Source organism: Stappia sp. BW2 (assembly GCF_008107695.1).
Taxonomy (GTDB): domain Bacteria; phylum Pseudomonadota; class Alphaproteobacteria; order Rhizobiales; family Stappiaceae; genus Roseibium.
The window spans coordinates 348,253-369,574 of sequence record NZ_VIRG01000066.1 but is presented as its reverse complement, the minus strand read 5'-3'; the positions used below and the strand labels follow the sequence as shown (position 1 = coordinate 369,574).

Sequence of the window (21,322 nt, the reverse complement as noted above, 5' to 3'; positions counted from 1 at the left end):
CATGCTTGGTTCCTCCGCACATGTTGATACCTTCACCCGGGACAACCTTCCGCCGGAAGACAGCTGGCCCGACTTCCTTCTGGATGGGTTTCAGTATCCCGAACGTCTCAATGCGGGCGTCGAACTGACTGACAGGATGGTCGAAAAGGGGTTGGGAGATCACACCGCCCTGATCGGCAATGGCCGCCGCCGCACCTACAAGGAACTTTCGGACTGGACCAACCGTCTGGCCAATGCACTGACTGAGGATCTGGGCGTAAAACCGGGCAACCGGGTGCTGATCCGGTCCGCAAATAACCCGGCCATGGTCGCCTGCTGGCTTGCAGCAACAAAAGCGGGTGCGGTTGTCGTCAACACGATGCCCATGCTGCGCGCCGGTGAACTTTCCAAGATCGTCGACAAGGCCGAAGTCGAATTCGCCCTTTGCGACACACGCCTCATGGACGAGATGGTTGCCTGCGCCAAAACCTCCTCCTTTCTGAAGAAGGTGATCGGTTTTGACGGGACGTCGAACCACGATGCGGAACTGGACCGGCTCGCGCTGGAAAAACCCGTGCTCTATGACGCCGTGCAGACGGGGCGAGACGATGTCGCCTTGCTGGGCTTCACCTCCGGATCCACCGGTACACCCAAGGCGACGATGCACTTCCACCGGGATCTGCTGATCATTGCCGACGGCTATGCAAAAGAGGTCCTGGGCGTTACGCCGGACGATGTGTTTGTCGGGTCGCCGCCACTGGCCTTCACCTTCGGTCTCGGCGGACTGGCGATCTTTCCGCTGCGGTTCGGTGCAGCGGCGACGCTTCTGGAAGCTGCGACACCGCCGAACATGATCGAGATCATCGAGAAATATAAGGCCACCGTCTGCTTTACTGCGCCGACCGCCTACCGGGTGATGTTGCAGGCCATGGACGAGGGGGCTGACCTTTCTTCACTGCGCGCCGCGGTTTCTGCCGGTGAAACCTTGCCGGCTCCCGTTTATGAAGCGTGGATGGCCAAGACGGGTAAGCCGATGCTGGACGGGATCGGCGCAACGGAGATGCTGCATATCTTCATCTCCAACCGCTTCGATGATCACAAGCCTGCCTGCACAGGCAAGCCTGTGTCCGGATACGAGGTTAGAATTCTCGACCAGGACGGCAACGACGTTGCTCCCGGGGAAGTGGGACGCCTTGCCGTGCGTGGACCGACCGGTTGCCGCTATCTGGCAGACGACCGCCAGGGCCAGTACGTGATCGACGGCTGGAACATCACCGGCGACAGTTTCTCCATGAGCGAGGACGGCCATCTGCACTTTGCCGCTCGCAACGACGACATGATCATCTCCGCCGGCTACAACATCGCCGGTCCGGAAGTGGAGGCAGCACTGCTGGCGCATCCGGCGGTTCAGGAATGCGCCGTCATCTCTGCGCCAGATGAGGAGCGTGGCGCCATCGTCCAGGCTCACGTGGTTCTCGTGACTGGTGAGGAAGCGTCGGATGATCTTTCCAAAATTCTGAAAGACCACGTCAAGGCGACGATCGCTCCCTACAAGTATCCACGGTCGATTGTTTTTGCCGATACCTTGCCGAAAACGGAAACTGGCAAGATTCAGCGCTTCCGGTTGCGTCCGGACGCCTGATCAGAACTCCGCGTGGGGCACGCGGGAAAACAAGACAACAAGCCCCTTGCCGACCGTGCCGGAAAATGAAGCGCGGCGGTCCAAACTAAAAAAACGGGAACAGCAGGTCCAAAGACCAAGAGGAGCAGCACATGAAATTTGTAACATTGGCGGCGGCAGCCGCGCTGGCGATCGGCCTTTCCAGTGCCAACGCCGAACCAGTGAAGGTCGGCATGATCACGACGCTCTCCGGCGGCGGTGCGGGCCTAGGCATCGATGCGCGCGACGGCTTCATGCTGGCGGTCAAACAGGCCGGCAACAAGGACCTTGAGGTGATCGTCGAGGACGACCAGCGCAAACCGGACGTCGCGGTTCAGCTTGCCGACAAGATGATCCAGTCGGACAAGGTCGACGTCCTGACCGGTATCATCTGGTCGAACCTGGCCATGGCCGTCGTGCCGTCCGTGACCGCTCAGGGCAAGTTCTACCTGTCGCCGAACGCCGGTCCGTCCGCACTGGCCGGCAAAGGCTGCAATCCGAACTATTTCAGCGTCGCCTATCAGAACGACAACCTGCATGAGGCCGCTGGTGCCTACGCCAAGGAAGCCGGTTTCAAGAAGACCTTTATCCTTGCGCCGAACTATCCGGCCGGCAAGGATTCGCTCACCGGCTTCAAACGCTATTATCGCGGCGAACTGGCGGGCGAGATCTACACCAAGCTGGGCCAGACCGACTATGCGGCCGAGTTGGCGCAGATCCGTGCATCTGGCGCAGACAGCGTGTTCTTCTTCCTGCCCGGCGGCATGGGGATCTCCTTCCTGAAGCAATACGCCGACAGCGGCATCGATCTTCCTGTCGTCGGTCCTGCTTTCTCGTTCGATCAGGGCATCCTGCAGGCGGTTGGCGATGCGGCGCTGGGGGTGAAGAACACCAGCCAGTGGAGCAAGGACATCGACAACGATGCCAACAAGGCGTTTGTGGAAAGCTTCAAAGCCGAATACGGCCGCCTGCCGTCGCTCTATGCGGCCCAGGGTTTCGACACGGCCAACCTGCTGCTGTCGGCCATGGCCAAGGCGGATGTGACGGACGCGGACGCTTTCCGGGCCGCTCTTGAGGCTGCGGACTTCCCGTCCGTGCGCGGCAAGTTCAGCTTCGGCCCGAACCATCACCCGATCCAGGACATCTATGTCCGTGAGGTGATCAAGGAAGGCGACGTCTACACCAACAAGATCGTAGGAACGGCCCTGAGCGATCACGGCGATGCCTATTCGGACGAGTGCAGCATGTAAGGTATTGACCCAAAAGCCGGTGCAGGAAGCTGCACCGGCAAACGGGGCGGGGAACTCATGTCTCTGATATTGCTCATAGAGCAGGTTCTGAATGGCCTGCAATTCGGCATCATGCTGTTTCTGATGGCCGCCGGGCTGACCTTGATCTTCGGCGTCATGGGGTTGATCAACCTTGCCCATGGTTCGCTTTACATGATCGGCGCCTTCTGCGCGGCGGCTGTTGCGGCTGCCACCGGATCCTTTCTGCTTGGCCTCATCGGGGCACTTGCCGGGGCCGCCATCGCAGGTGCCCTTGTCGAGCTGGTGGTTATTCGTCGGCTTTATACGAAGGACCATCTGGATCAGGTGCTGGCCACCTTCGCGCTGATCCTGATCTTTTCCGAAGGAACGCGCTGGATTTTCGGTTCCTTTCCCTTGTTTCTCAATGTGCCGGAGTTCCTGTCCGGTCCGGTCACGCTTCCGGGCGGTATCGAATATCCGCTTTATCGATTGACGCTGATCGCGGTCGGTCTTGCCGTTGCCATTGGCCTCTGGCTGCTGATTTCCAGAACGCGGCTCGGGGTGCAGATCAGGGCAGGGGAGAATGACCGCGAGATGATCGCGGCCCTCGGCATCGATATCGCCCGGCTCTACACCATCGTCTTTGCTCTTGGCGCAGCACTGGCCGGGTTGGCAGGTGCGCTGGTCGGTGCCATCCAGTCGGTACAGGTCGGCATGGGCGAGCCGGTGCTGATCCTGGCCTTCGTCGTCATCGTCATCGGCGGTATCGGCTCCATCAAGGGCGCGCTTGTGGGGGCCATCCTTGTCGGGCTGACCGATACGCTCGGCGGCATCTTTCTGCCCGAGTTCTTGAAGCTCTTTCTCGATCCGTCGACCGCCACCTCCATCGGCTCCTCGCTCGCCTCCATGGCGATCTACATTCTCATGGCTGCGGTGCTGATCCTGCGTCCTGCCGGTCTGTTCGGAGCGCGCGCATGATCCGGGAACGCTATCTCAATGCGCTGACACTGGCGTTGTTCGTCGCGATCCCCTTTTGGGCGATCACGGCAGACGAACCCTTCACCATCACCCTGATGACACGGGCCGTTGTCTTCGCCATTGCCGCCGTTGGCCTCAACATCGCACTCGGCCTTGGCGGATTGGTCAGTCTCGGCCATGCGGTTTTCTTCGGTCTGGGCGGCTATGCCATGGGCATCCTGGCCTACCATGCCCAGAATTACACCGCGCTTACCGAATGGCCTTTCCTCATTGAAGGCACGAAGTCCATGCCGGTGATCTGGCTTGCGGCCATTGTGGTGTCTTCCCTTGCTGCGCTGGTGATCGGCATTCTGTCTCTCCGAACGGCAGGGGTCTATTTCATCATGATCACCCTGGCCTTTGGCCAGATGTTCTTCTTCTTTGCCATTTCCTGGGCGGAATACGGAGGAGAGGACGGACTGTCGATCTATGTTCGCAACGGGTTTCCTGGGCTCAATACGCTGGATCCGATCCAGTTCTACGGTCTTTGCCTGGGGCTGCTGTGCCTTGTGCTGCTGTTTGCTTGGCGGCTGTCGGGATCTCCGTTCGGCCTCGCGCTCAACGCCGCCCGGCAAGTTCCCGTTCGAGTGGAAACAGCGGGTCTGGATCCGGTGCGGCTCAAGCTCGTTGCCTTCGTTCTCTCCGGTGCCATAACCGGTCTAGCCGGGGCATTGTTCGCCGATCTGAACCGCTTCGTCAGCCCGACGATGTTCAGTTGGCAGACCAGTGGCGAGATCATGATCTTCATCATTCTGGGTGGGGTTGGCCGTCTGTTCGGGCCTGTCGTCGGTGCTCTGGTCTTCGTCGCGCTGGAACACTGGCTCGGGGGCCTGAGCGACTTCTGGCACATCTATCTGGGATTGTTGTTGCTTGTCATCGTGCTCTTCGGCAGGGGTGGACTGATTGGAATGCTCTGCGGACGGGAGGCTGTTCATGACTGACGCTGTTCTGCAGACAAGCGGCATCTCCAAGAGCTTTGGTGCCTTGCGTGCCAGCAGGGACATTTCCATCGACCTGAAGCCTGGAGAAATCCATGCGATCATCGGCCCCAACGGTGCTGGCAAGTCCACCCTGATCGGCCAGATCTGCGGTACGCTGAAGCCGGATTCCGGGTCGGTCCACCTGCTGGGCAAGGATGTCACGCATCAGCCGACACGGGCCAGGGCGCGGGCCGGTTTGGGGCGAACCTTCCAGATCTCCTCGCTGTCCATGGAAGACACGGTTCTCCAGAACGTGCTGCTTGGCGCTCTGGGCGCCAGCGGTCGGCCCTGGCGGTTCTTCTCCAACGTGCTCAAGGACACGTCCTTGCGCGAAACCGCCGAGGAGGCGCTGGCCCGTGTCGGCCTGTTGGACCAGGCACGCATGCGCACGGCAGAACTCAGCCACGGACAGCGCCGCCAGCTGGAAGTTGCCGTCGCGCTGACACAAAAACCAAAGGCGCTCGTGATGGACGAACCCATGGCGGGCATGGGCTCCGAGGGCTCCAAACTGCTGACCGGTTTTCTCGATCAGCTCCGCCACGAGGCGCCGATCCTGCTCGTTGAACACGACATGGACGCGGTCTTCTCGCTGGCCGACCGCATCAGTGTGCTGGTTTATGGCGAAGTGATCGCCACCGGCACGGTCGATGAGATCCGCGCCAACGCGGCCGTCAAGGAAGCTTACCTGGGAGACGAAGCATGAGCAGTCTTCTGACACTGTCCAATGTGACGGCCTCCTATGGAGCCAGCCAGGCCTTGTTTGGCGTCGATCTGGAAATCGGCGAGGGCGAAGTGCTGGCCTTGCTCGGGCGCAACGGCATGGGCAAGTCGACCACCGTCAAATGCATCTGCCGGATGCTGTCCGCGCAAGGCTCACTGGTGTTCGACGGGCAAGATCTTGCCCGTCTGCCAAGCCACAAGGCGGCCAGGCTGGGCCTTGGTCTTGTGCCGGAAGGCCGCCGCTGTTTCGGAACGTTGAGCGTCCATGAAAACCTGATTGCGGCGGCCCGGCGCGGCGACTGGACCTTCGAGCGCGTGATCGCCATGTTTCCGCGGCTCGGCGAACGGCGCGGTCAGCGGGCGGGGTCGCTCTCCGGTGGTGAGCAACAGATGCTCGCCATTGGCCGTGCTCTGATGACCAACCCGAAGCTCCTGATCCTGGACGAAGCAACGGAAGGTCTCGCACCGGTCATCCGCCAGGAAATCTGGTCGGTGGTCCGCCAGTTGAAGGCCGAAACGGGCCTTGCCATTCTCGTCATCGACAAGTCGATCAAGGAACTGCGCCAGGTCTGCGACCGGGCAACGATCCTGGAACGCGGCACATCCGTCTGGGCGGGTGGTATCGACGCGCTGACTGACGACGTCACTGCCAAATACATTGGGGTTTGAGGAATGTTCCGGTTCGAGCAACCTATCTTGTTCAAGCATTGCGATCCGGCGGGGATCGTTTTCTATCCTCGCTATTTCGAGATGATGAACGATTGCGTCGAAGCCTTTTTCGACAAGGTCGCCGCATGGCCTTTCAAGGACATTCACAAGGTGGGAGCCGTGCCGACCGCCGAGATCCACACACGTTTCATCGCACCCAGCCGGCTGGGCGACTATCTGGTGTTCGACCTGAAACTGACCAAGGTCGGCCGCACCAGCTGCGGCATCGAAATCTCTGCGTCCTGCGACGGCGAAGCACGTTTTCAGACCGAGCTTACTCTCGTCAACGTGGATAGCGGCGGCAGGCCGGAAGCATGGCCGGAACAGGTCAAACAAAGATTTCAGGACCAGTCGGCGTTCGCCTGAACGTGGACCGGTTCAACAGGAGGAAACGATCAGCCTTGAGAGGGTCAATCCAGTCGGATTGATTTTGCTGATCCGGAAGACAAGGAAAGTCAGGATCGATGACGGTCAAAACTATTCAACCGAACGGCTGGGCCCCGGCAAAAGGCTATGCAAACGGCATGCTGACAGAGGGCAAGACGCTCCACATCGGCGGCCAGATTGGCTGGAACAAGGACCAGGTCTTCGAAAGCCATGACTTCGTCAGCCAGATGGAGCAGACGCTCGCCAATATCGTGGCCATCGTCGAGGCCGCTGGCGGCGCCGTGACCGACATTGCCCGCCTGACTTGGTTTATCACCGACAAGCGGGAATATCTCGCGCGCCAAAGGGACGTCGGCGAAGCCTATCGCCGGGTGATGGGCAGGCATTTCCCGGCCATGTCCGTGGTTGTCGTGGCCGGTCTGATCGAAGACGACGCATTGATTGAAATCGAAGCGACCGCCCAGGTCGGCTGACTCGCTGAACACTCCTGATTGACGTATCAGCAGCCCGGCGCCTCGCGCCGGGCTTTTTGTTTGGGTCCCCCTAAGAGGCCGGCGTCTCGCCGGGGGAAGCACAGGACGATCCGGGACTGCAATGAAATAGAATCGGGAACCACCAATGCGTCTTCTCCCGGCTCCAAAACTCCCCGATCCCGGCTCGCACGTCGCCCGGATGTTAGGGCAATACTGAGATGAACAGTCTTGGTTGGAGCTGCTCCTCCGTGGTGGATTTAAAAAATATCAAACAAAACAGATACTTGAGGAGGGTAAAGCTCAGAGGAAAAACTATGTCTGACAAAGTCTTTACAATGTCAGACAAAGTGCTAACGTGACTATGAAACAAGTGGGGTCGACATCTGTCCATGCCGGAAAATGCACAACAGCCGAAACCGGAAGCGGCGTCCGGATCAGCGAGAGAGCCGCGGGATGTGCCGCGTGCTCTGATCGGCCTGATCGAGCAGGAAGGCCTCAAGGTGGGGGATCGACTGCCACCGGAGCTGGAGCTGGTGCGCCGTCTCGGCTTTGGCCGGTCGACCATTCGCGAGACGCTCAAAACCTGGGAAAGCATGGGTGTCGTCAGTCGCAACAAAGGCGCCGGTACAAGGCTCATCGCGGAAATTTCAACGAACACACTGCGTGTGGCACTGACCATCAAACATGAGGCTGATAGTCTGTTGCGCACGCAACAGGTTCGCCGGCCTCTGGAAATCGAGTCGGTGCGCATCGCAACGAGATCCGCAACGCCTGAGCAGCGGCTGATTATCAATGCCCGGGCGGCGGAACTGATGGCGGTCTATGAGGCTGGTGAGGACTGGCGCCCGGCAGACCACCGTTTTCACAACGCCATTCACGATGCGACCGGGAACCCCCTGTTCAGCCAGTTCATTGAACAGATTCAGAAAGCCTTTCACGACATTTACGATGCACCGTTCGGCAAACCGCATCTCGGTCAGGACACCATTCCGCTGCACCGCCCGCTTGCCGATGCGATCATCGCCGGCGACGAGGACAAGGCCGCGGAACTGGCCGGAATGATCATCGACATGGTTTGTGCCGAAACCCAGAAAATTTCAGAGGAACACGATGGCTGACGCTATGCCGGGTGGATATTCGATCGAGACGCTGCTGACGGCAGCTGCCGAAAGTGGAGGCGCCGTCGCTCCGCCAATCGTGCAGACGTCTCTTTTCACCTTCGAGAATTATCAGGCCTTCGAAGACCGCATGGCGGGCCGCTCGAATGAGCCGCTCTACACCCGCGTCCAAAATCCCACGGTGGCTGCGTTTGAAAAACTGATGGCGCAGGCGGAAGAAGGCGAGGCTGCAATCGGTTTTGCGTCCGGCATGGCGGCGATTTCCTCAACCATTCTTGCCTTCGTCAAGCCGGGCGACCGTATTGCCTGCATCGAACATGTCTATCCGGACGCCTACCGCCTGCTTGAGCGCATGTTGAGGCCCTTCGGTGTTGGCGTCTCCTATCACTCTGTCGAGGAGTTCCAGACAGAGCCGGATCTGCTCAAAGGAGTGAAGCTGGCCTATCTGGAAAGTCCGACGTCCATTGTCTTCCAGACGATGGATCTCGGGGTCGTCGCGTCTCACGCCAAGAAGCACGGCACCATAACGGTGGTCGACAATTCCTGGGCAACGCCGCTGTTCCAGCGTCCGTTGACCCTCGGCATCGATATCGTGCTGCATTCCGCATCCAAATATCTGTCGGGCCATTCCGATACGGTTGCCGGTGTGGTGGTGGCCAGCCGGGAGTTCATCGACAGCATCCGGGACCTGACGCTGCCCCTACTGGGTGGCAAGCTGGCGCCTTTCGAGGCCTTTCTGTTGACGCGGGGGGTGCGCACGCTTGGGCCCCGCATGCGTCAGCACCAGGCAACCGCAAATCTGTTTGTCGACCGCTTGTCGAACCACCCGCATGTCAGCGCGGTGTATTCACCCGGTCCGAACATCGTTCCCGGCCTGACCGGCCGCTCGGGCCTTTTGTCCGTCGCGCTGAACGACAACGTCGATATCCCGAACCTTGCCGACAGCCTGAAGCTGTTCCGTCTTGGCGTCAGCTGGGGCGGGTTCGAAAGCCTGATCCTGCCGACGCGGATCGGCCTCAATCAGGCGGGTGAACAGAATTCAATGCAACGCTTTGGCGTCTCCGACAGGATCGTACGCCTCAGCCTGGGGTTGGAAGACCCTGACGATCTTTGGGCCGACTTCGAAACGGCCCTGAGCAAAAGCGCCCGGACATAAGACGGCGTATTTCAAACCAAACCTGAAAGAAGCGGAGTTGAACCATGAGGGGACTGATAGGAGCAATTAGCGCATTGGCGTTTCTGGCTGGCTCGGCAGCGAGCGCGGAAACCCTGAAGCTGGTGGAAGTGATCACCAGCCCGGAGCGCACGGAAGTGCTGCAGAAGCAAGTGGACGCCTTCGAGGCTGAAAACCCGGGCACAGAAGTTGAAATCGTCTCGCTGCCCTGGGGCCAGGCCTTCGAAAAGCTGGCAACCATGGTCGCCGGTGGCGATATTCCGGATGTCGTTGAAATGCCGGACCGCTGGGCGGGCATTTACAAGGACAGGCTGGTTGACCTCAACGACAAGATCGCAAACTGGGAATATGGCGGCACGCTAACCCAGAAGACCCTGGACATGGGGCGTCAGACTGACGGCAAGACCGCCCGGATGATCCCTTACGGCTTCTATCTGCGCGCCATGTTCTACAACAAGAAGCTGCTGGCGGAAGCCGGCGTTGAAAATCCGCCGAGCACAATGGCGGAATTCATGGATGCGGCCAAGGCTGTGTCCGAGCTGGACGGAAAATACGGATATTGTCTGCGTGGCGGACCCGGTGGGCTCAACGGCTGGATCATGATGGCCGCCACCATGAACGGAGACAACACCTTCTTCGACGAAGACGGCAACAGCACGATCAACCAGCCGGGCTCCGTCGAAGGTATCCAGTTCCTGATGGACATGTACCAGAAGGGCTATGCCCCGAAAGACTCCGTCAGCTGGGGCTTCAACGAGATCGTGGCTGGCTTCTACTCGGGAACCTGCGCGTTCCTCGATCAGGACCCGGACGCGCTGATTGCGGTTTCCGAGCGTATGGCGCCGGAAGATTTTGCGGTGGTGCCGATGCCTGTCGGTCCGGCCGGAAAAGCCTTCCCGACCATCGGTTTCGCCGGTTGGGCCATCTTCGACACGACCAGCAACGAAGATCTTTCGTGGAAGCTGATCGCGCATCTGTCCAGCCCCGAGGCCAACAAGGAATGGGCAAAGCGCGTTGGTGTTATCCCGATCCACGAAGGCGCCGAGCAGGATCCGTACTTCAAGACCGAGCAGTTCAAGGGCTGGTTCGACACGCTGAATGGCGATCAGTACATCCCGACGGTCATGCCGACCTATCTGGAGCAGTTCGGCTATTTTGCGGATTCCATTGCACTTGAATCCAGTCAGGAAGCATTGCTCGGAGATCTCACCGCGCAGGAACTGGCCGACACATGGGCTGAGTTCCTGACGGCAGAGTATGGCCGCTGGAAAGCCGCGCAATGACAATGATCGACACCGCCGAGCCCGGGAAAAAGTCCCGGGCTCGGCCCTCCTTCTACTTTCGCTACATGGTGGAGCCTTATCTCTACCTGACCCCGGCAATCGTGCTGATTGCCCTGGTGATGCTGGTGCCGCTGGTCATCGGCATTTCCTACGCCTTTCAGTCCGTCAACCTGCTGCGCCCGTTCCAGTCGGGCTGGGTCGGCCTTGCCAATTTCGAAGCGTTGTGGTCGGACCGGAAGTTCTGGCTGGCGATGACCAATACCTTCTGGTGGACACTCGGATCGATTTTCTTCCAGTTTTTCCTGGGTCTCGGCCTTGCAATGCTTCTGAACACCCAGTTCCACTGCAAGCGCATCGTCCAGGCGCTGGTGTTCCTGCCCTGGGCTGTCCCGACCTTCCTGTCGGCGCTCACCTGGGCCTGGCTGTTCAATCCGACCATCGGCCCACTGCCGCACTGGTTGGCCGCTCTCGGCATCTTGTCTGAGCCGTTCAACATCCTGGGCGACAAGCATCTTGCCATGTGGGGGCCTGTGACCGCCAACGTCTGGTTCGGCATTCCGTTCTTCGCCATCACGCTGCTGGCGGCGCTGCAGTCCATCCCCGGCGAGCTTTATGAGGCGGCGGAAATCGACGGCGCCACGGCCTGGCAGTCCTTCACGAAGATCACTCTGCCGTTCCTCGCGCCGATGATCGCAATCACCGTCATGCTGAGGACGATCTGGATCGCGAATTTCGCCGATCTCATCTTTGTCATGACCGGCGGCGGACCTGCAAACTCCACGCAGATCCTGTCGACCTATATTTTCACAACCGCCTTCCGGAAACTCGATTTCGGCTATGCCTCCGCAATCGCGGTCGCGCTCCTCGGGCTGCTGCTGATCTATGCGGCAATCCTGCTGGTGCTGCGCCGGAAACTGGTCAAGATCTGAGGTGCTTCCAATGAGTACCCTTCGCAATAGCTCGCCTCTGGCGGTCACGGGAAAATATCTGGCTCTTGGGTTTTACGTCGCCTTTGCGCTGTTTCCGCTCTACTGGCTCGTCAAGATCGCGATCACACCGGACAAGCTGATCTTCACGGAAGGGACGGCGCTCTTTCCGAGCGAGTTTACCTTCGAGAATTTCCAGACCGTTCTGATTGCGACGGACTTCCTGTCCTACTTCAAGAACAGCGTGATCGTGTCCGTCGGCACGGCGGCCATCACAACGGCCATAGCTGCTGCTGCCGGATACGCCTTTTCGCGCTTCGTGTTTCGCGGCAAACGCCTGATCATCGCCTTGATGCTGATCACCCAGATGTTTCCGCTGCTGATGATCATTGCGCCGATCTACAAGATCGTTGCTGCGGTTGGCCTGCTGAACTCGCTCACCAGCCTGATCATCGTCTACACGGCCTTCAACATCCCCTTCGCCACGTTCCTGATGCAGTCCTTCTTCGACGGCATTCCGAAGGATCTGGAAGAGGCCGGCATGATTGACGGGTGCACCCGCTTCGAAGCGCTCAGGAAGATCATCCTGCCATTGACGCTGCCGGGGCTGGGCGCGACCCTTGGGTTCGTCTTCACCGCAGCGTGGAGCGAGCTGTTGTTCGCACTCATGCTGATCAACTCCAATGACACGATGACCTTCCCGGTCGGGCTTCTGACTTTCGTTTCGAAGTTCTCTGTCGATTGGGGGCAGATGATGGCGGCCGGCGTCCTCGCTCTCGTGCCGTCCTGCCTGTTCTTCATCTTCATCCAGCGCTATCTGGTCCAGGGGCTAACCTCTGGCGCCGTCAAGGGGTAGGGGACCCGGATCATGGCTCGTATCGAACTCAACAACATCGCAAAGGCCTACGGTCCCGTCGAGGTGATGCGCGATATCAACCTGACCATCGACGATGGCGAATTCATCGTGCTTGTCGGCCCGTCCGGCTGCGGCAAGTCCACGCTGCTTCGCATGATCGCCGGGCTGGAGCCGATTTCCGGCGGTGACTTCACCGTTGACGGCAAACGCATGAACGAAGTGCCGCCCCGTGACCGGGACATGGCGATGGTGTTCCAGTCCTATGCGCTTTATCCGCATATGGATGTAGCCCGCAACATGGGCTTTTCGCTGGAAATCCGCAAAGCGGCCAACGAAGAACGTGTGAGCAAGGTGCAGGAAGCTGCGAGAACACTTGGCCTGAGCAAGTTGACGGAACGCCTGCCGAAGCAGCTTTCGGGTGGTCAGCGGCAGCGTGTTGCCATGGGCCGGGCCATCGTGCGTGACCCAAGCGCTTTTCTGTTCGACGAACCGCTGTCCAACCTCGATGCGGCATTGCGCGTCGAGATGCGTCTTGAGATCGCCCGGCTGCACCAGCGGCTGAAGGCAACGATGATCTATGTAACCCACGACCAGGTGGAGGCCTTGACGCTGGCCGACCGCATTGTGGTTCTGAATGCCGGCGACATCCAGCAGGTCGGCACGCCACTCGATCTTTACGAAACTCCGGCCAACAAGTTCGTTGCCCAGTTCATCGGGTCTCCGACCATGAACATTCTGGAGATCGAACCGAAGCAGGGCGGGCTGTCGCTGAAGAACGGGGCAAACCTCGGTGTTGGTCTGACAAACGCTCAGGCAGGCGCTAGGGAGTTGGGCGTCCGGCCGGAACATCTCAACATTGTTTCCCCGGAGGAGGCTCATATTTCGGGAACCGCCGAACTGGTCGAACACCTCGGGTCGGACACCAACATCCATGCCAATGTGCCCGGCATCGGTCAGGTGCTTGTGCGCGAGCACGGTCATTTCGCGCTGAAATCCGGTGACCCGGTTGGCATCGCGCTGGATCTTGAAAAGACCCACCTGTTCGATGCGGATGGTCGACGCCTGGCTGCCTGAGCGCAAGTTATCGCGACGAAAGCCAGACAGTGGATCAGCGCCGGCGTTCTTAACAAGGTGCCGGCGCAATGCTCGTGAGCAGCCGCTCAGCGCCCGGCATCACCTGTCACCTGATCGCTTTCGAAAACAGCTTCTTTTTCAACGAACACCTGACTGCAGCCCTGTTGCCTGCATGGTTTGGCATTTGCAGGTTGATCTGCGGTTCCGAAATCGTTGAAAAGGAATTTCTCTATCAAAATCAAAAAGTTATGACGGATGCGTGAGGCTCGTTGACCCGAGGTTGTGTGCCGGATGACTACTGCGACCCAGCGGACAAGACAGCCCAGGCATGGCCAGAGCTGTCTGATCAGGCGTGAAGTGTGCCGTTTTTTTCAAAAGGTCACTTCGGAAGGCGCTTTCAACCCGTTTGAGCGGGCCTCCTAAGCTTCAGAACAGTGCTTTTAAGCTGAAAATCTGGAGAAAATAATTCCAATATAATACCAATAACTGTCTCATTTGTTTGATTTAGCTGTCAAAAAATGATTTTCACGAATTTACACTAATAGGTCGACAAGTGGTATCAAATAGGTATTATATACGTTGAGCAGGAGGGCTGATGTTCTCCAGCGCATGTTGTTCTGTATCTGGCGGTAAAACAACAACGTGAATGGCAGCGGCAATCCTCATTAGGGCAGGCCGGGTCAGGAAACGGAAGAGACTCCAACGCCGTGAGCGAACAACCTGAAACGTCCAGCGATGGATGGAACTTTTCGGAGGTGTCTTAATGAAACGCAATATTCTCGCACTGGCGATGGCCAGCACCGCGCTCCTTACATCCGCAGCTTATGCCGAAGACGTCACGCTGACGATTGAAAGCTGGCGCAACGATGATCTGGCGCTTTGGCAGGAAAAGATCATTCCGGCTTTCGAAGCCTCGCATCCCGGAATCAAGCTGAAATTCACCCCGTCCGCACCGACGGAATACAATGCCGCGCTGAACTCCAAGCTCGACGCCGGCTCTGCAGGCGATCTGATCACCTGTCGCCCGTTCGATGCCTCCCTGGCGCTTTATGATGCCGGACACCTGTCGGATCTGTCCGACATGGATGCCATGGACAACTTCTCCGACGTCGCCAAGGCTGCCTGGCAGACAGACGATGGCTCGGCAAGCTTCTGCGTTCCGATGGCCGCCGTGATCCACGGTTTCATCTACAACAAGGACGCGTTTAACGAACTGGGTATCGAAGTTCCGACGACCGAGGAAGAGTTCTTCGCCGCGCTCGACAAGATCAAGGAAGACGGCACCTATATCCCGATGGCCATGGGCACCAATGACCAGTGGGAAGCGGCCACCATGGGCTACAACAACATCGGCCCGAACTACTGGAAAGGTGAGGAAGGCCGCAAGGCTCTGATCGCCGGCGAACAGAAACTCACCGACGAGCAGTGGGTTGCGCCTTACGCCACGCTGGCAAAATGGGCGCCTTACCTTGGCGACGGCTTTGAGGCACAGACCTACCCGGACAGCCAGAACCTGTTCACGCTTGGCCGTGCCGCAATCTATCCGGCTGGCAGCTGGGAAATTTCCGGCTTCAATGCGCAAGCCGATTTCGAAATGGGCGCCTTCAAGCCGCCGGTCCGCAATGCTGGTGACGAATGCTACATCTCCGACCACACGGATATCGGCATCGGCATGAACGCCAAGACCGAGCATCCCGAACAGGCCAAGGAATTCCTGGCATGGGTGGCCTCTCCGGAATTCGCCACCATCTTCGGCAATGCGCTGCCGGGCTTCTTCCCGTTGTCCAAGACACCCGTCGAGCTGGAAGATCCGCTCGCGAAGGAATTCGCTAGCTGGCGCGGCGAGTGCGAAAGCACCATCCGGTCCACCTATCAGATCCTGTCTCGGGGCACGCCAAACCTGGAAAACGAAACCTGGGGTGCATCCGCTGCGGCCATCAAGGGCACGGAAACACCAGAGGCTCTCGGCAAGAAGCTGCAGGAAGGCCTGGCTAACTGGTACGAGCCGCAGAAGTAATCTGCACAAATGAAAATGGTTCCCGCGGCGGCATTCGGATCGCCCGGGAACTCTATTCCCGGACAGGCTTCGGCTTGCCCCCGGAACGTCTGTATCCCGGAGAGGCCAGGCCTGCCCGGGGCATTTGACCGGAGCTTTTCATGAGCAGGCCTCGTTTCCGCTGGCATATCGTCGTGTTTCTGGCCCCAGCGGTCCTTGTCTACACGGCGGTGATGATCTTCCCCCTCTTCAACACGCTTCGCCTTGCGCTTTACAGCAAGATCGATCAGGAGCGTGTCTTCGTGGGGCTGCAGAATTTCACCACGCTTCTTGGCGATCCGCTCTGGTCGGATCAGTTCTGGAACGCGCTGGGAAACAATTTCTGGTTCTTCCTCATGCATATGCTGGTTCAGAACCCGATCGGCGTCGCACTGGCGGCCATTCTCAGCCATCCGCGGCTAAGGTTCGCGGCCTTCTACCGCTCGGCGATCTTCATTCCGACGATCCTCTCCTTCGTGATTGTCGGTTTCGCCTGGAAGCTGATCCTGTCGCCAATCTGGGGCATTGCCCCCTCCATGCTGGATGCCGTTGGACTGAAATCCCTGTTCGCACCCTGGCTCGGCAAGGAAGAATACGCATTGACCACGCTGTCGCTCATTTCGGTCTGGCAGTTCGTGGGTATTCCGATGATGCTCATCTATGCCGCTCTTCTGTCCATTCCCGAAGAGATCCTGGAAGCTGGCGAGATCGACGGCATCACCGGCATGTCGGCCTTCTGGAAGATCAAGCTGCCTTTGATCCTGCCGTCCATCGGCATCATCTCGATCCTGACATTCGTCGGCAATTTCAATGCCTTCGACCTTATCTATACAACGCAGGGGGCGCTGGCCGGACCGGATTTCTCGACCGATATTCTCGGCACCTTCATGTACCGCACGTTCTTCGGGTTCCAGCTTCAGCTGGGCGATCCCTACATGGGCTCGGCAATTGCCAGCGCCATGTTCGCGATCATCCTGATCGGCGTCTGTCTCTACCTCTTCGGCATCCAGACCCGGATGCGCAGATATCAGCTGTAAGGGAGGTCGTCACATGAACAAGGCGCGTACCAATCCGCTCAACACCGCCGCCATGCACGGCGCCCTGATCCTCTACACGCTGATCGCGCTTTTCCCGGTCTTCGTGATCCTGATCAACAGCTTCAAGACCCGCAAGGCGATCTTCCGCGAACCGCTGGCGCTGCCCAGTGCCGACAGTTTCTCGATGATCGGATACCAGACGGTCATGAAGCAGGGGGATTTCTTCCTCTATTTCCAGAATTCCATGATTGTCACCGTGGTATCGCTGACCTTCATTCTGGTTTTCGGGGCCATGGCGGCCTTTGCCCTCAGTGAATACCGATTCAAGGGCAACATGCTGATGGGCCTCTACCTGGCGCTCGGCATCATGATCCCGATCCGGATCGGCACCGTGGCCATTCTGGAAATGATGGTTGCCACCGGCCTGGTCAACTCGCTGATGGCACTGATCCTGGTCTACACGGCTCAGGGCCTGCCCCTTGCGGTCTTCATCCTGAGCGAGTTCATGCGGCAGGTATCGGACGATCTGAAGAACGCCGGACGTATCGACGGGCTTTCGGAATACACGATCTTCTTCCGCCTTGTGCTGCCTCTTGTTCGCCCGGCGATGGCGACGGTCGCAGTCTTCAACATGATCCCCATCTGGAACGATCTGTGGTTCCCGCTGATCCTGGCTCCGGCTGAGGAAACCAAGACGCTGACGCTCGGCAGCCAGGTGTTCATCGGTCAGTTCGTCACCGACTGGAACGCGGTCCTGTCCGCGCTTTCGATGGCGATCCTGCCGGTGCTGGTTCTTTACGTCATCTTCTCGCGTCAGCTCATCCGCGGCATTACCTCGGGAGCCGTCAAATGATCCGGGTTCTGATCGTCGGCCTCGGCAACATGGGGCTCTCCCATGCGCTGGCTCATCACAAGCATGAAGGCGCCGAGATCGTCGGTCTCGTCAACCGTTCCGGCCAGGTCTCCCATGCGGATCTTGCCGGCTATCCGGTCTTCACGGATTACGCCGTAGCGTTGGAAACCACCAAGCCGGATCTGGTGGTCATCTCCACCTATTCCGACACCCATGCGGATTACGCGGTCGCGGCAATGCGCGCCGGGGCGGACGTCTTTGTCGAAAAGCCGCTTGCGACAACCGTTGCCGATGCAAAGCGGGTGGTCGCCTGTGCCGGGGAAACCGGCCGCAAGCTCGTGGTCGGTTATATCCTGAGGCATCACCCTTCCTGGGTTCGCCTGATAGAGGAGGCACGGGGGCTCGGCGGCCCTTATGTCTTCCGCATGAACCTCAATCAGCAAAGCTCGGGTGCTGAGTGGGAGACCCACAAGGCCCTGATGCAAACGACGGCGCCGATTGTCGATTGCGGCGTGCACTATGTCGATGTCTGGTGCCAGATCACCGATGCCGAACCTGTGAAAGTCCACGGCATGGGGCTGCGGCTATCCGATGAAATCGCGCCGGACATGTACAACTACGGACAGTTTCAGGTGTTCTTCGATGATGGTTCGGTCGGCTGGTACGAAGCCGGCTGGGGCCCGATGATGTCGGAGACCGCCTTCTTCGTGAAGGATGTCGTCTCGCCAGCAGGCTCCGTCTCGATCGTTGAGGACGACAAGGGCGCCTCCGCCGATGTCGACGGCCACACCAGGGTCGGCGGGCTTCTGGTCCATCGCCCGGAAGGCGATAGGCACATCAAGCTGCCGGGCGAACCCGGCCACCAGGAGCTTTGCGACGCCGAGCAGGCGTTCATGCTTCGCGCGATTTCAGAAAACATCGATCTCAGCCGGCATATGCAGGATGCGGTCCGGTCGCTGGCGATTTGCCTTGCCGCCGACGAGAGCATCCGCAGCGGTCACTCAGTCATGCTAAAGGAGCTAACGCCATGAAGGCGCTAACCCTGACGAACGTCAACAAGTCATTCGGCGATGTTCATGTCCTGAAGGACATCAATCTCGAGGTGGAAGACGGCGAGTTCGTCGTTTTCGTCGGTCCGTCCGGGTGTGGCAAATCCACCTTGTTGCGCGTGATTGCGGGTCTTGAGGACGTTTCCTCCGGCGAGGTCTCCATCGGCGGGGAGATCGTGAATGCAACGCCGCCCTGCAGGCGCGGCATCGCCATGGTGTTCCAGAGCTACGCGCTTTATCCGCATCTCAACGTGCGCAAGAACATGTCTCTTGCACTCAAGCAGGAAAAGCAGAGCAAGCAGGTGATCGAGGAGCGCATTGCCGAGGCGACCCGCATGCTGAACCTTGAAGACTATCTTGAGCGTTATCCATCGGAACTCTCCGGCGGCCAGCGCCAGCGTGTCGCGATCGGCCGGGCCATCGTGCGCCATCCGAAGTTGTTCCTCTTCGATGAGCCGTTGTCCAACCTGGATGCGGCGCTGCGCATGAACACAAGGTTGGAGATTGCCAACCTGCACCAGCAGCTCAAGACCTCGATGGTCTATGTGACACACGATCAGTCCGAAGCCATGACGCTGGCCGACAAGATCGTGGTCCTCCGCGCCGGGCGTGTCGAGCAGGTCGGAAGCCCGATGGAGCTTTACAACAACCCGGTCAACCAGTTCGTCGCAGGCTTCCTCGGCTCACCGGCCATGAATTTCATGCCCGCAAGCCTGATCAGTGAAGGCGACACGCGCACGCTCGGAGTGCGTCCGGAAGATCTGTTCCAGAGTGACCAGGGGCCTCTCAAGGCGTCTGTACAGCATGTGGAACATCTTGGCGGCGACACCAATGTGATTGCAAAGGTGAAAGACCACCAGATCACCGCACGCCTTTTCGGCCAGCACGACATCAAGCCAGGTGCCGAGTTGAGCTTCGGCATTGCGGACGGCAAGTCGTTCTATTTCGACAAGGACGGCGCGCGATTGCGCGGGTAGGACACTTCTTTTAGAAACAACACAAAGGCCACCTGGAAGAGATCCTGGTGGCCTTTGTTTTTTTAGGGACCGTCAATCCGGACAAGTAAGGCGAAGCCGAACGCCGATCCGGACTCCAGATATATTCGTGCCGAAGGCACACCGAACCGGAATTGAAAGAGTGACGGTGTTCGCTGCGCTCACGCTGATATCCGGGTTCCGGATCGGCGCGCAACTTGTGTTGCGCTTGTCCGCAATGATGGTGGATGGGGCGGGCCTCTACCATCAAAAAAAGCCGCCCCGGTTGCCCGGGACGGCTTTTCGTTTTCTTGCGTTCGATCCTAGCCGATCTGGGTGAGCAGCTTGTCGAGGCTGGCCTTGGCGTCGCCGTAGAACATCCGTGTGTTCTCCTTGTAGAACAGCGGGTTCTCGATGCCGGAGTACCCTGTGCCCTGGCCGCGCTTGGAAACGAAGACCTGCTTCGCCTTCCAGACTTCCAGAACCGGCATGCCGGCGATCGGCGAGTTCGGGTCTTCCTGGGCTGCCGGGTTGACGATGTCGTTGGAGCCGATGACGATCACGACATCCGTTGACGGGAAGTCTTCGTTGATCTCGTCCATTTCCAGAACGATGTCGTATGGCACCTTGGCTTCTGCCAGAAGCACGTTCATGTGGCCGGGCAGGCGGCCTGCGACCGGGTGGATCGCGAAACGCACTTCCTTGCCCTTGGCCCGCAGGCGCTTGGTCAGCTCACTGACCGATTGCTGCGCCTGGGCAACCGCCATGCCGTAGCCCGGAACGATGATGACGCTGTCGGCGTCTTCGAGCGCTGTAACGACGCCGTCGCTGTCGATGGCGATCTGTTCGCCTTCCACTTCCATGGCCGGGCCGGTTGTGTTGCCGAAACCGCCGAGAATGACGGAGACGAACGACCGGTTCATCGCCTTGCACATGATGTAGGACAGGATCGCACCGGACGAACCAACCAGCGCGCCGACGACGATCAGGAGATCGTTACCGAGCGAGAAGCCGATGGCGGCCGCAGCCCAGCCCGAATAGGAGTTCAGCATCGACACCACCACCGGCATGTCGGCGCCGCCGATGCCCATGATCAGGTGATAACCAATGAAGAAAGCCAGCAGTGTCATCAGGATCAGCGTCCAGATGCCGGCACCGTTCAAGAACAACAGCAGCAGGATGACGCTGAGGGCTGCCGCACCGGCGTTCAGCATGTGACCGCCGGGCAGTTTTTCTGCCTTGGAGGTCACCTTGCCAGCCAGCTTGCCGAAGGCGACGACAGAGCCGGTAAAGGTGACGGCACCGATGAAGACACCAAGGAACACTTCAACCTTCAGGATCGACTGCTCGATTGGCGTCTTGTGCGCGAGGATCGCGGCAAAGCCCTCAAGCGCATGGCGCTCTTCCTCGCCCATCGCCAGTACGTTGCCGAGTTCGATGTAGGCGTTGTAGCCGACGAAGACGGCGGCCAGACCCACAAGCGAGTGCATGGCCGCGACAAGCTGGGGCATCTCGGTCATCTGGACGCGCTGCGCCACGAAGTAACCGATGATACCGCCGGCAGCGATCAGGATGAGAGACAACAGCCACAGGCCCGAGCCCGGGCCGATGAGGGTGGCGACAACGGCCAGTCCCATGCCGGCAATGCCGTACCAGATCGCGCGCTTGGCGCTTTCCTGGCCGGACAGGCCTCCCAGGGACAGGATGAACAGAACAGCCGCAACAACGTAAACGGCGGTCGTGAAACCGAATTCCATCTGCCGGCCTCC

At 59.3% G+C, this 21,322-nt stretch carries 20 protein-coding genes; 19 read left to right on the top strand and 1 reads right to left on the bottom strand.

Annotation, left to right across the window (positions count from 1 at the left end; translation table 11 throughout):
• Position 1: 1 nt before the first annotated feature.
• From FMN63_RS13195 to FMN63_RS13105, 19 genes are all read left to right on the top strand, one after another.
• Positions 2–1,621: an AMP-binding protein gene (locus tag FMN63_RS13195; protein ID WP_148584428.1), complete on the top strand. Its 1,620-nt coding sequence runs from the start codon at positions 2–4 to the stop codon at positions 1,619–1,621.
• A gap of 131 nt (positions 1,622–1,752) precedes the next feature.
• Positions 1,753–2,889 (top strand): ABC transporter substrate-binding protein, encoded by a 1,137-nt coding sequence (locus tag FMN63_RS13190; protein WP_148584427.1) that lies wholly within the window; start codon positions 1,753–1,755, stop codon positions 2,887–2,889.
• A 57-nt stretch (positions 2,890–2,946) separates the two neighbouring features.
• Positions 2,947–3,867, top strand: coding sequence for a branched-chain amino acid ABC transporter permease (locus FMN63_RS13185; protein WP_148584426.1), 921 nt, complete (start codon positions 2,947–2,949; stop codon positions 3,865–3,867).
• Positions 3,864–4,847, top strand: coding sequence for a branched-chain amino acid ABC transporter permease (locus FMN63_RS13180; protein ID WP_148584425.1), 984 nt, complete (start codon positions 3,864–3,866; stop codon positions 4,845–4,847). The genes FMN63_RS13185 and FMN63_RS13180 overlap by 4 nt, the downstream gene beginning before the upstream one ends.
• Positions 4,840–5,589 (top strand): ABC transporter ATP-binding protein, encoded by a 750-nt coding sequence (locus FMN63_RS13175; RefSeq protein ID WP_148584424.1) that lies wholly within the window; start codon positions 4,840–4,842, stop codon positions 5,587–5,589. Before FMN63_RS13180 ends, FMN63_RS13175 begins: the two co-directional genes overlap by 8 nt.
• Complete coding sequence (locus FMN63_RS13170; protein WP_148584423.1) at positions 5,586–6,275, top strand: ABC transporter ATP-binding protein; 690 nt, start codon at positions 5,586–5,588, stop codon at positions 6,273–6,275. Before FMN63_RS13175 ends, FMN63_RS13170 begins: the two co-directional genes overlap by 4 nt.
• Before the next feature lie 3 nt (positions 6,276–6,278).
• Complete coding sequence (locus FMN63_RS13165; RefSeq protein ID WP_148584422.1) at positions 6,279–6,680, top strand: acyl-CoA thioesterase; 402 nt, start codon at positions 6,279–6,281, stop codon at positions 6,678–6,680.
• 98 nt (positions 6,681–6,778) lie between these two features.
• Positions 6,779–7,174 carry a RidA family protein gene (locus tag FMN63_RS13160; protein WP_148584421.1) on the top strand — a complete coding sequence of 132 codons (396 nt, stop codon included), beginning with the start codon at positions 6,779–6,781 and terminating at the stop codon, positions 7,172–7,174.
• A gap of 389 nt (positions 7,175–7,563) precedes the next feature.
• Positions 7,564–8,292, top strand: coding sequence for a FadR/GntR family transcriptional regulator (locus FMN63_RS13155; RefSeq protein WP_148584420.1), 729 nt, complete (start codon positions 7,564–7,566; stop codon positions 8,290–8,292).
• Entirely contained in the window at positions 8,285–9,448 is a 1,164-nt protein-coding gene (locus FMN63_RS13150) for an aminotransferase class I/II-fold pyridoxal phosphate-dependent enzyme (RefSeq protein ID WP_286192631.1), read from the top strand. Before FMN63_RS13155 ends, FMN63_RS13150 begins: the two co-directional genes overlap by 8 nt.
• A gap of 44 nt (positions 9,449–9,492) precedes the next feature.
• The gene (locus FMN63_RS13145) at positions 9,493–10,749 is read left to right on the top strand and encodes an ABC transporter substrate-binding protein (protein WP_148584419.1); all 1,257 of its coding nucleotides are present in this window, start codon (positions 9,493–9,495) and stop codon (positions 10,747–10,749) included.
• Complete coding sequence (locus tag FMN63_RS13140; RefSeq protein WP_205514004.1) at positions 10,746–11,678, top strand: carbohydrate ABC transporter permease; 933 nt, start codon at positions 10,746–10,748, stop codon at positions 11,676–11,678. The genes FMN63_RS13145 and FMN63_RS13140 overlap by 4 nt, the downstream gene beginning before the upstream one ends.
• Before the next feature lie 10 nt (positions 11,679–11,688).
• Positions 11,689–12,531, top strand: coding sequence for a carbohydrate ABC transporter permease (locus FMN63_RS13135; RefSeq protein ID WP_148584418.1), 843 nt, complete (start codon positions 11,689–11,691; stop codon positions 12,529–12,531).
• A 12-nt stretch (positions 12,532–12,543) separates the two neighbouring features.
• Positions 12,544–13,605, top strand: a complete 1,062-nt coding sequence (locus FMN63_RS13130; protein WP_148584417.1) for an ABC transporter ATP-binding protein — start codon at positions 12,544–12,546, stop codon at positions 13,603–13,605.
• A gap of 763 nt (positions 13,606–14,368) precedes the next feature.
• On the top strand, positions 14,369–15,622 hold the full coding sequence (locus FMN63_RS13125; protein WP_148584416.1) for an ABC transporter substrate-binding protein: 1,254 nt from the start codon (positions 14,369–14,371) through the stop codon (positions 15,620–15,622).
• 140 nt (positions 15,623–15,762) lie between these two features.
• A complete protein-coding gene (locus FMN63_RS13120; RefSeq protein WP_148584415.1) occupies positions 15,763–16,677 on the top strand; it encodes a carbohydrate ABC transporter permease in 915 nt (304 codons plus the stop codon).
• 13 nt (positions 16,678–16,690) lie between these two features.
• A complete protein-coding gene (locus FMN63_RS13115; RefSeq protein WP_148584414.1) occupies positions 16,691–17,530 on the top strand; it encodes a carbohydrate ABC transporter permease in 840 nt (279 codons plus the stop codon).
• Positions 17,527–18,561, top strand: coding sequence for a Gfo/Idh/MocA family protein (locus FMN63_RS13110; RefSeq protein ID WP_148584413.1), 1,035 nt, complete (start codon positions 17,527–17,529; stop codon positions 18,559–18,561). Before FMN63_RS13115 ends, FMN63_RS13110 begins: the two co-directional genes overlap by 4 nt.
• Positions 18,558–19,556, top strand: coding sequence for an ABC transporter ATP-binding protein (locus tag FMN63_RS13105; protein WP_148584412.1), 999 nt, complete (start codon positions 18,558–18,560; stop codon positions 19,554–19,556). The genes FMN63_RS13110 and FMN63_RS13105 overlap by 4 nt, the downstream gene beginning before the upstream one ends.
• 320 nt (positions 19,557–19,876) lie before the next feature.
• On the opposite strand, the gene FMN63_RS13100 is transcribed toward FMN63_RS13105, so the two are convergent.
• On the bottom strand, positions 19,877–21,310 hold the full coding sequence (locus FMN63_RS13100) for an NAD(P)(+) transhydrogenase (Re/Si-specific) subunit beta (RefSeq protein ID WP_148584411.1): 1,434 nt from the start codon (positions 21,308–21,310) through the stop codon (positions 19,877–19,879).
• Positions 21,311–21,322: the final 12 nt, after the last annotated feature.

What these genes read in the sequence shown, in the direction of transcription:
- FMN63_RS13100 (WP_148584411.1), bottom strand. Translation starts at nt 21,310, where the DNA reads ATGGAATTCGGTTTCACGACCGCCGTTTACGTTGTTGCGGCTGTTCTG.
- FMN63_RS13190 (WP_148584427.1), top strand. Translation starts at nt 1,753, where the DNA reads ATGAAATTTGTAACATTGGCGGCGGCAGCCGCGCTGGCGATCGGCCTT.
- FMN63_RS13170 (WP_148584423.1), top strand. Translation starts at nt 5,586, where the DNA reads ATGAGCAGTCTTCTGACACTGTCCAATGTGACGGCCTCCTATGGAGCC.
- FMN63_RS13180 (WP_148584425.1), top strand. Translation starts at nt 3,864, where the DNA reads ATGATCCGGGAACGCTATCTCAATGCGCTGACACTGGCGTTGTTCGTC.
- FMN63_RS13165 (WP_148584422.1), top strand. Translation starts at nt 6,279, where the DNA reads ATGTTCCGGTTCGAGCAACCTATCTTGTTCAAGCATTGCGATCCGGCG.
- FMN63_RS13130 (WP_148584417.1), top strand. Translation starts at nt 12,544, where the DNA reads ATGGCTCGTATCGAACTCAACAACATCGCAAAGGCCTACGGTCCCGTC.
- FMN63_RS13110 (WP_148584413.1), top strand. Translation starts at nt 17,527, where the DNA reads ATGATCCGGGTTCTGATCGTCGGCCTCGGCAACATGGGGCTCTCCCAT.
- FMN63_RS13195 (WP_148584428.1), top strand. Translation starts at nt 2, where the DNA reads ATGCTTGGTTCCTCCGCACATGTTGATACCTTCACCCGGGACAACCTT.
- FMN63_RS13115 (WP_148584414.1), top strand. Translation starts at nt 16,691, where the DNA reads ATGAACAAGGCGCGTACCAATCCGCTCAACACCGCCGCCATGCACGGC.
- FMN63_RS13155 (WP_148584420.1), top strand. Translation starts at nt 7,564, where the DNA reads ATGCCGGAAAATGCACAACAGCCGAAACCGGAAGCGGCGTCCGGATCA.
- FMN63_RS13120 (WP_148584415.1), top strand. Translation starts at nt 15,763, where the DNA reads ATGAGCAGGCCTCGTTTCCGCTGGCATATCGTCGTGTTTCTGGCCCCA.
- FMN63_RS13185 (WP_148584426.1), top strand. Translation starts at nt 2,947, where the DNA reads ATGTCTCTGATATTGCTCATAGAGCAGGTTCTGAATGGCCTGCAATTC.
- FMN63_RS13160 (WP_148584421.1), top strand. Translation starts at nt 6,779, where the DNA reads ATGACGGTCAAAACTATTCAACCGAACGGCTGGGCCCCGGCAAAAGGC.
- FMN63_RS13175 (WP_148584424.1), top strand. Translation starts at nt 4,840, where the DNA reads ATGACTGACGCTGTTCTGCAGACAAGCGGCATCTCCAAGAGCTTTGGT.
- FMN63_RS13105 (WP_148584412.1), top strand. Translation starts at nt 18,558, where the DNA reads ATGAAGGCGCTAACCCTGACGAACGTCAACAAGTCATTCGGCGATGTT.
- FMN63_RS13145 (WP_148584419.1), top strand. Translation starts at nt 9,493, where the DNA reads ATGAGGGGACTGATAGGAGCAATTAGCGCATTGGCGTTTCTGGCTGGC.
- FMN63_RS13135 (WP_148584418.1), top strand. Translation starts at nt 11,689, where the DNA reads ATGAGTACCCTTCGCAATAGCTCGCCTCTGGCGGTCACGGGAAAATAT.
- FMN63_RS13150 (WP_286192631.1), top strand. Translation starts at nt 8,285, where the DNA reads ATGGCTGACGCTATGCCGGGTGGATATTCGATCGAGACGCTGCTGACG.
- FMN63_RS13140 (WP_205514004.1), top strand. Translation starts at nt 10,746, where the DNA reads ATGACAATGATCGACACCGCCGAGCCCGGGAAAAAGTCCCGGGCTCGG.
- FMN63_RS13125 (WP_148584416.1), top strand. Translation starts at nt 14,369, where the DNA reads ATGAAACGCAATATTCTCGCACTGGCGATGGCCAGCACCGCGCTCCTT.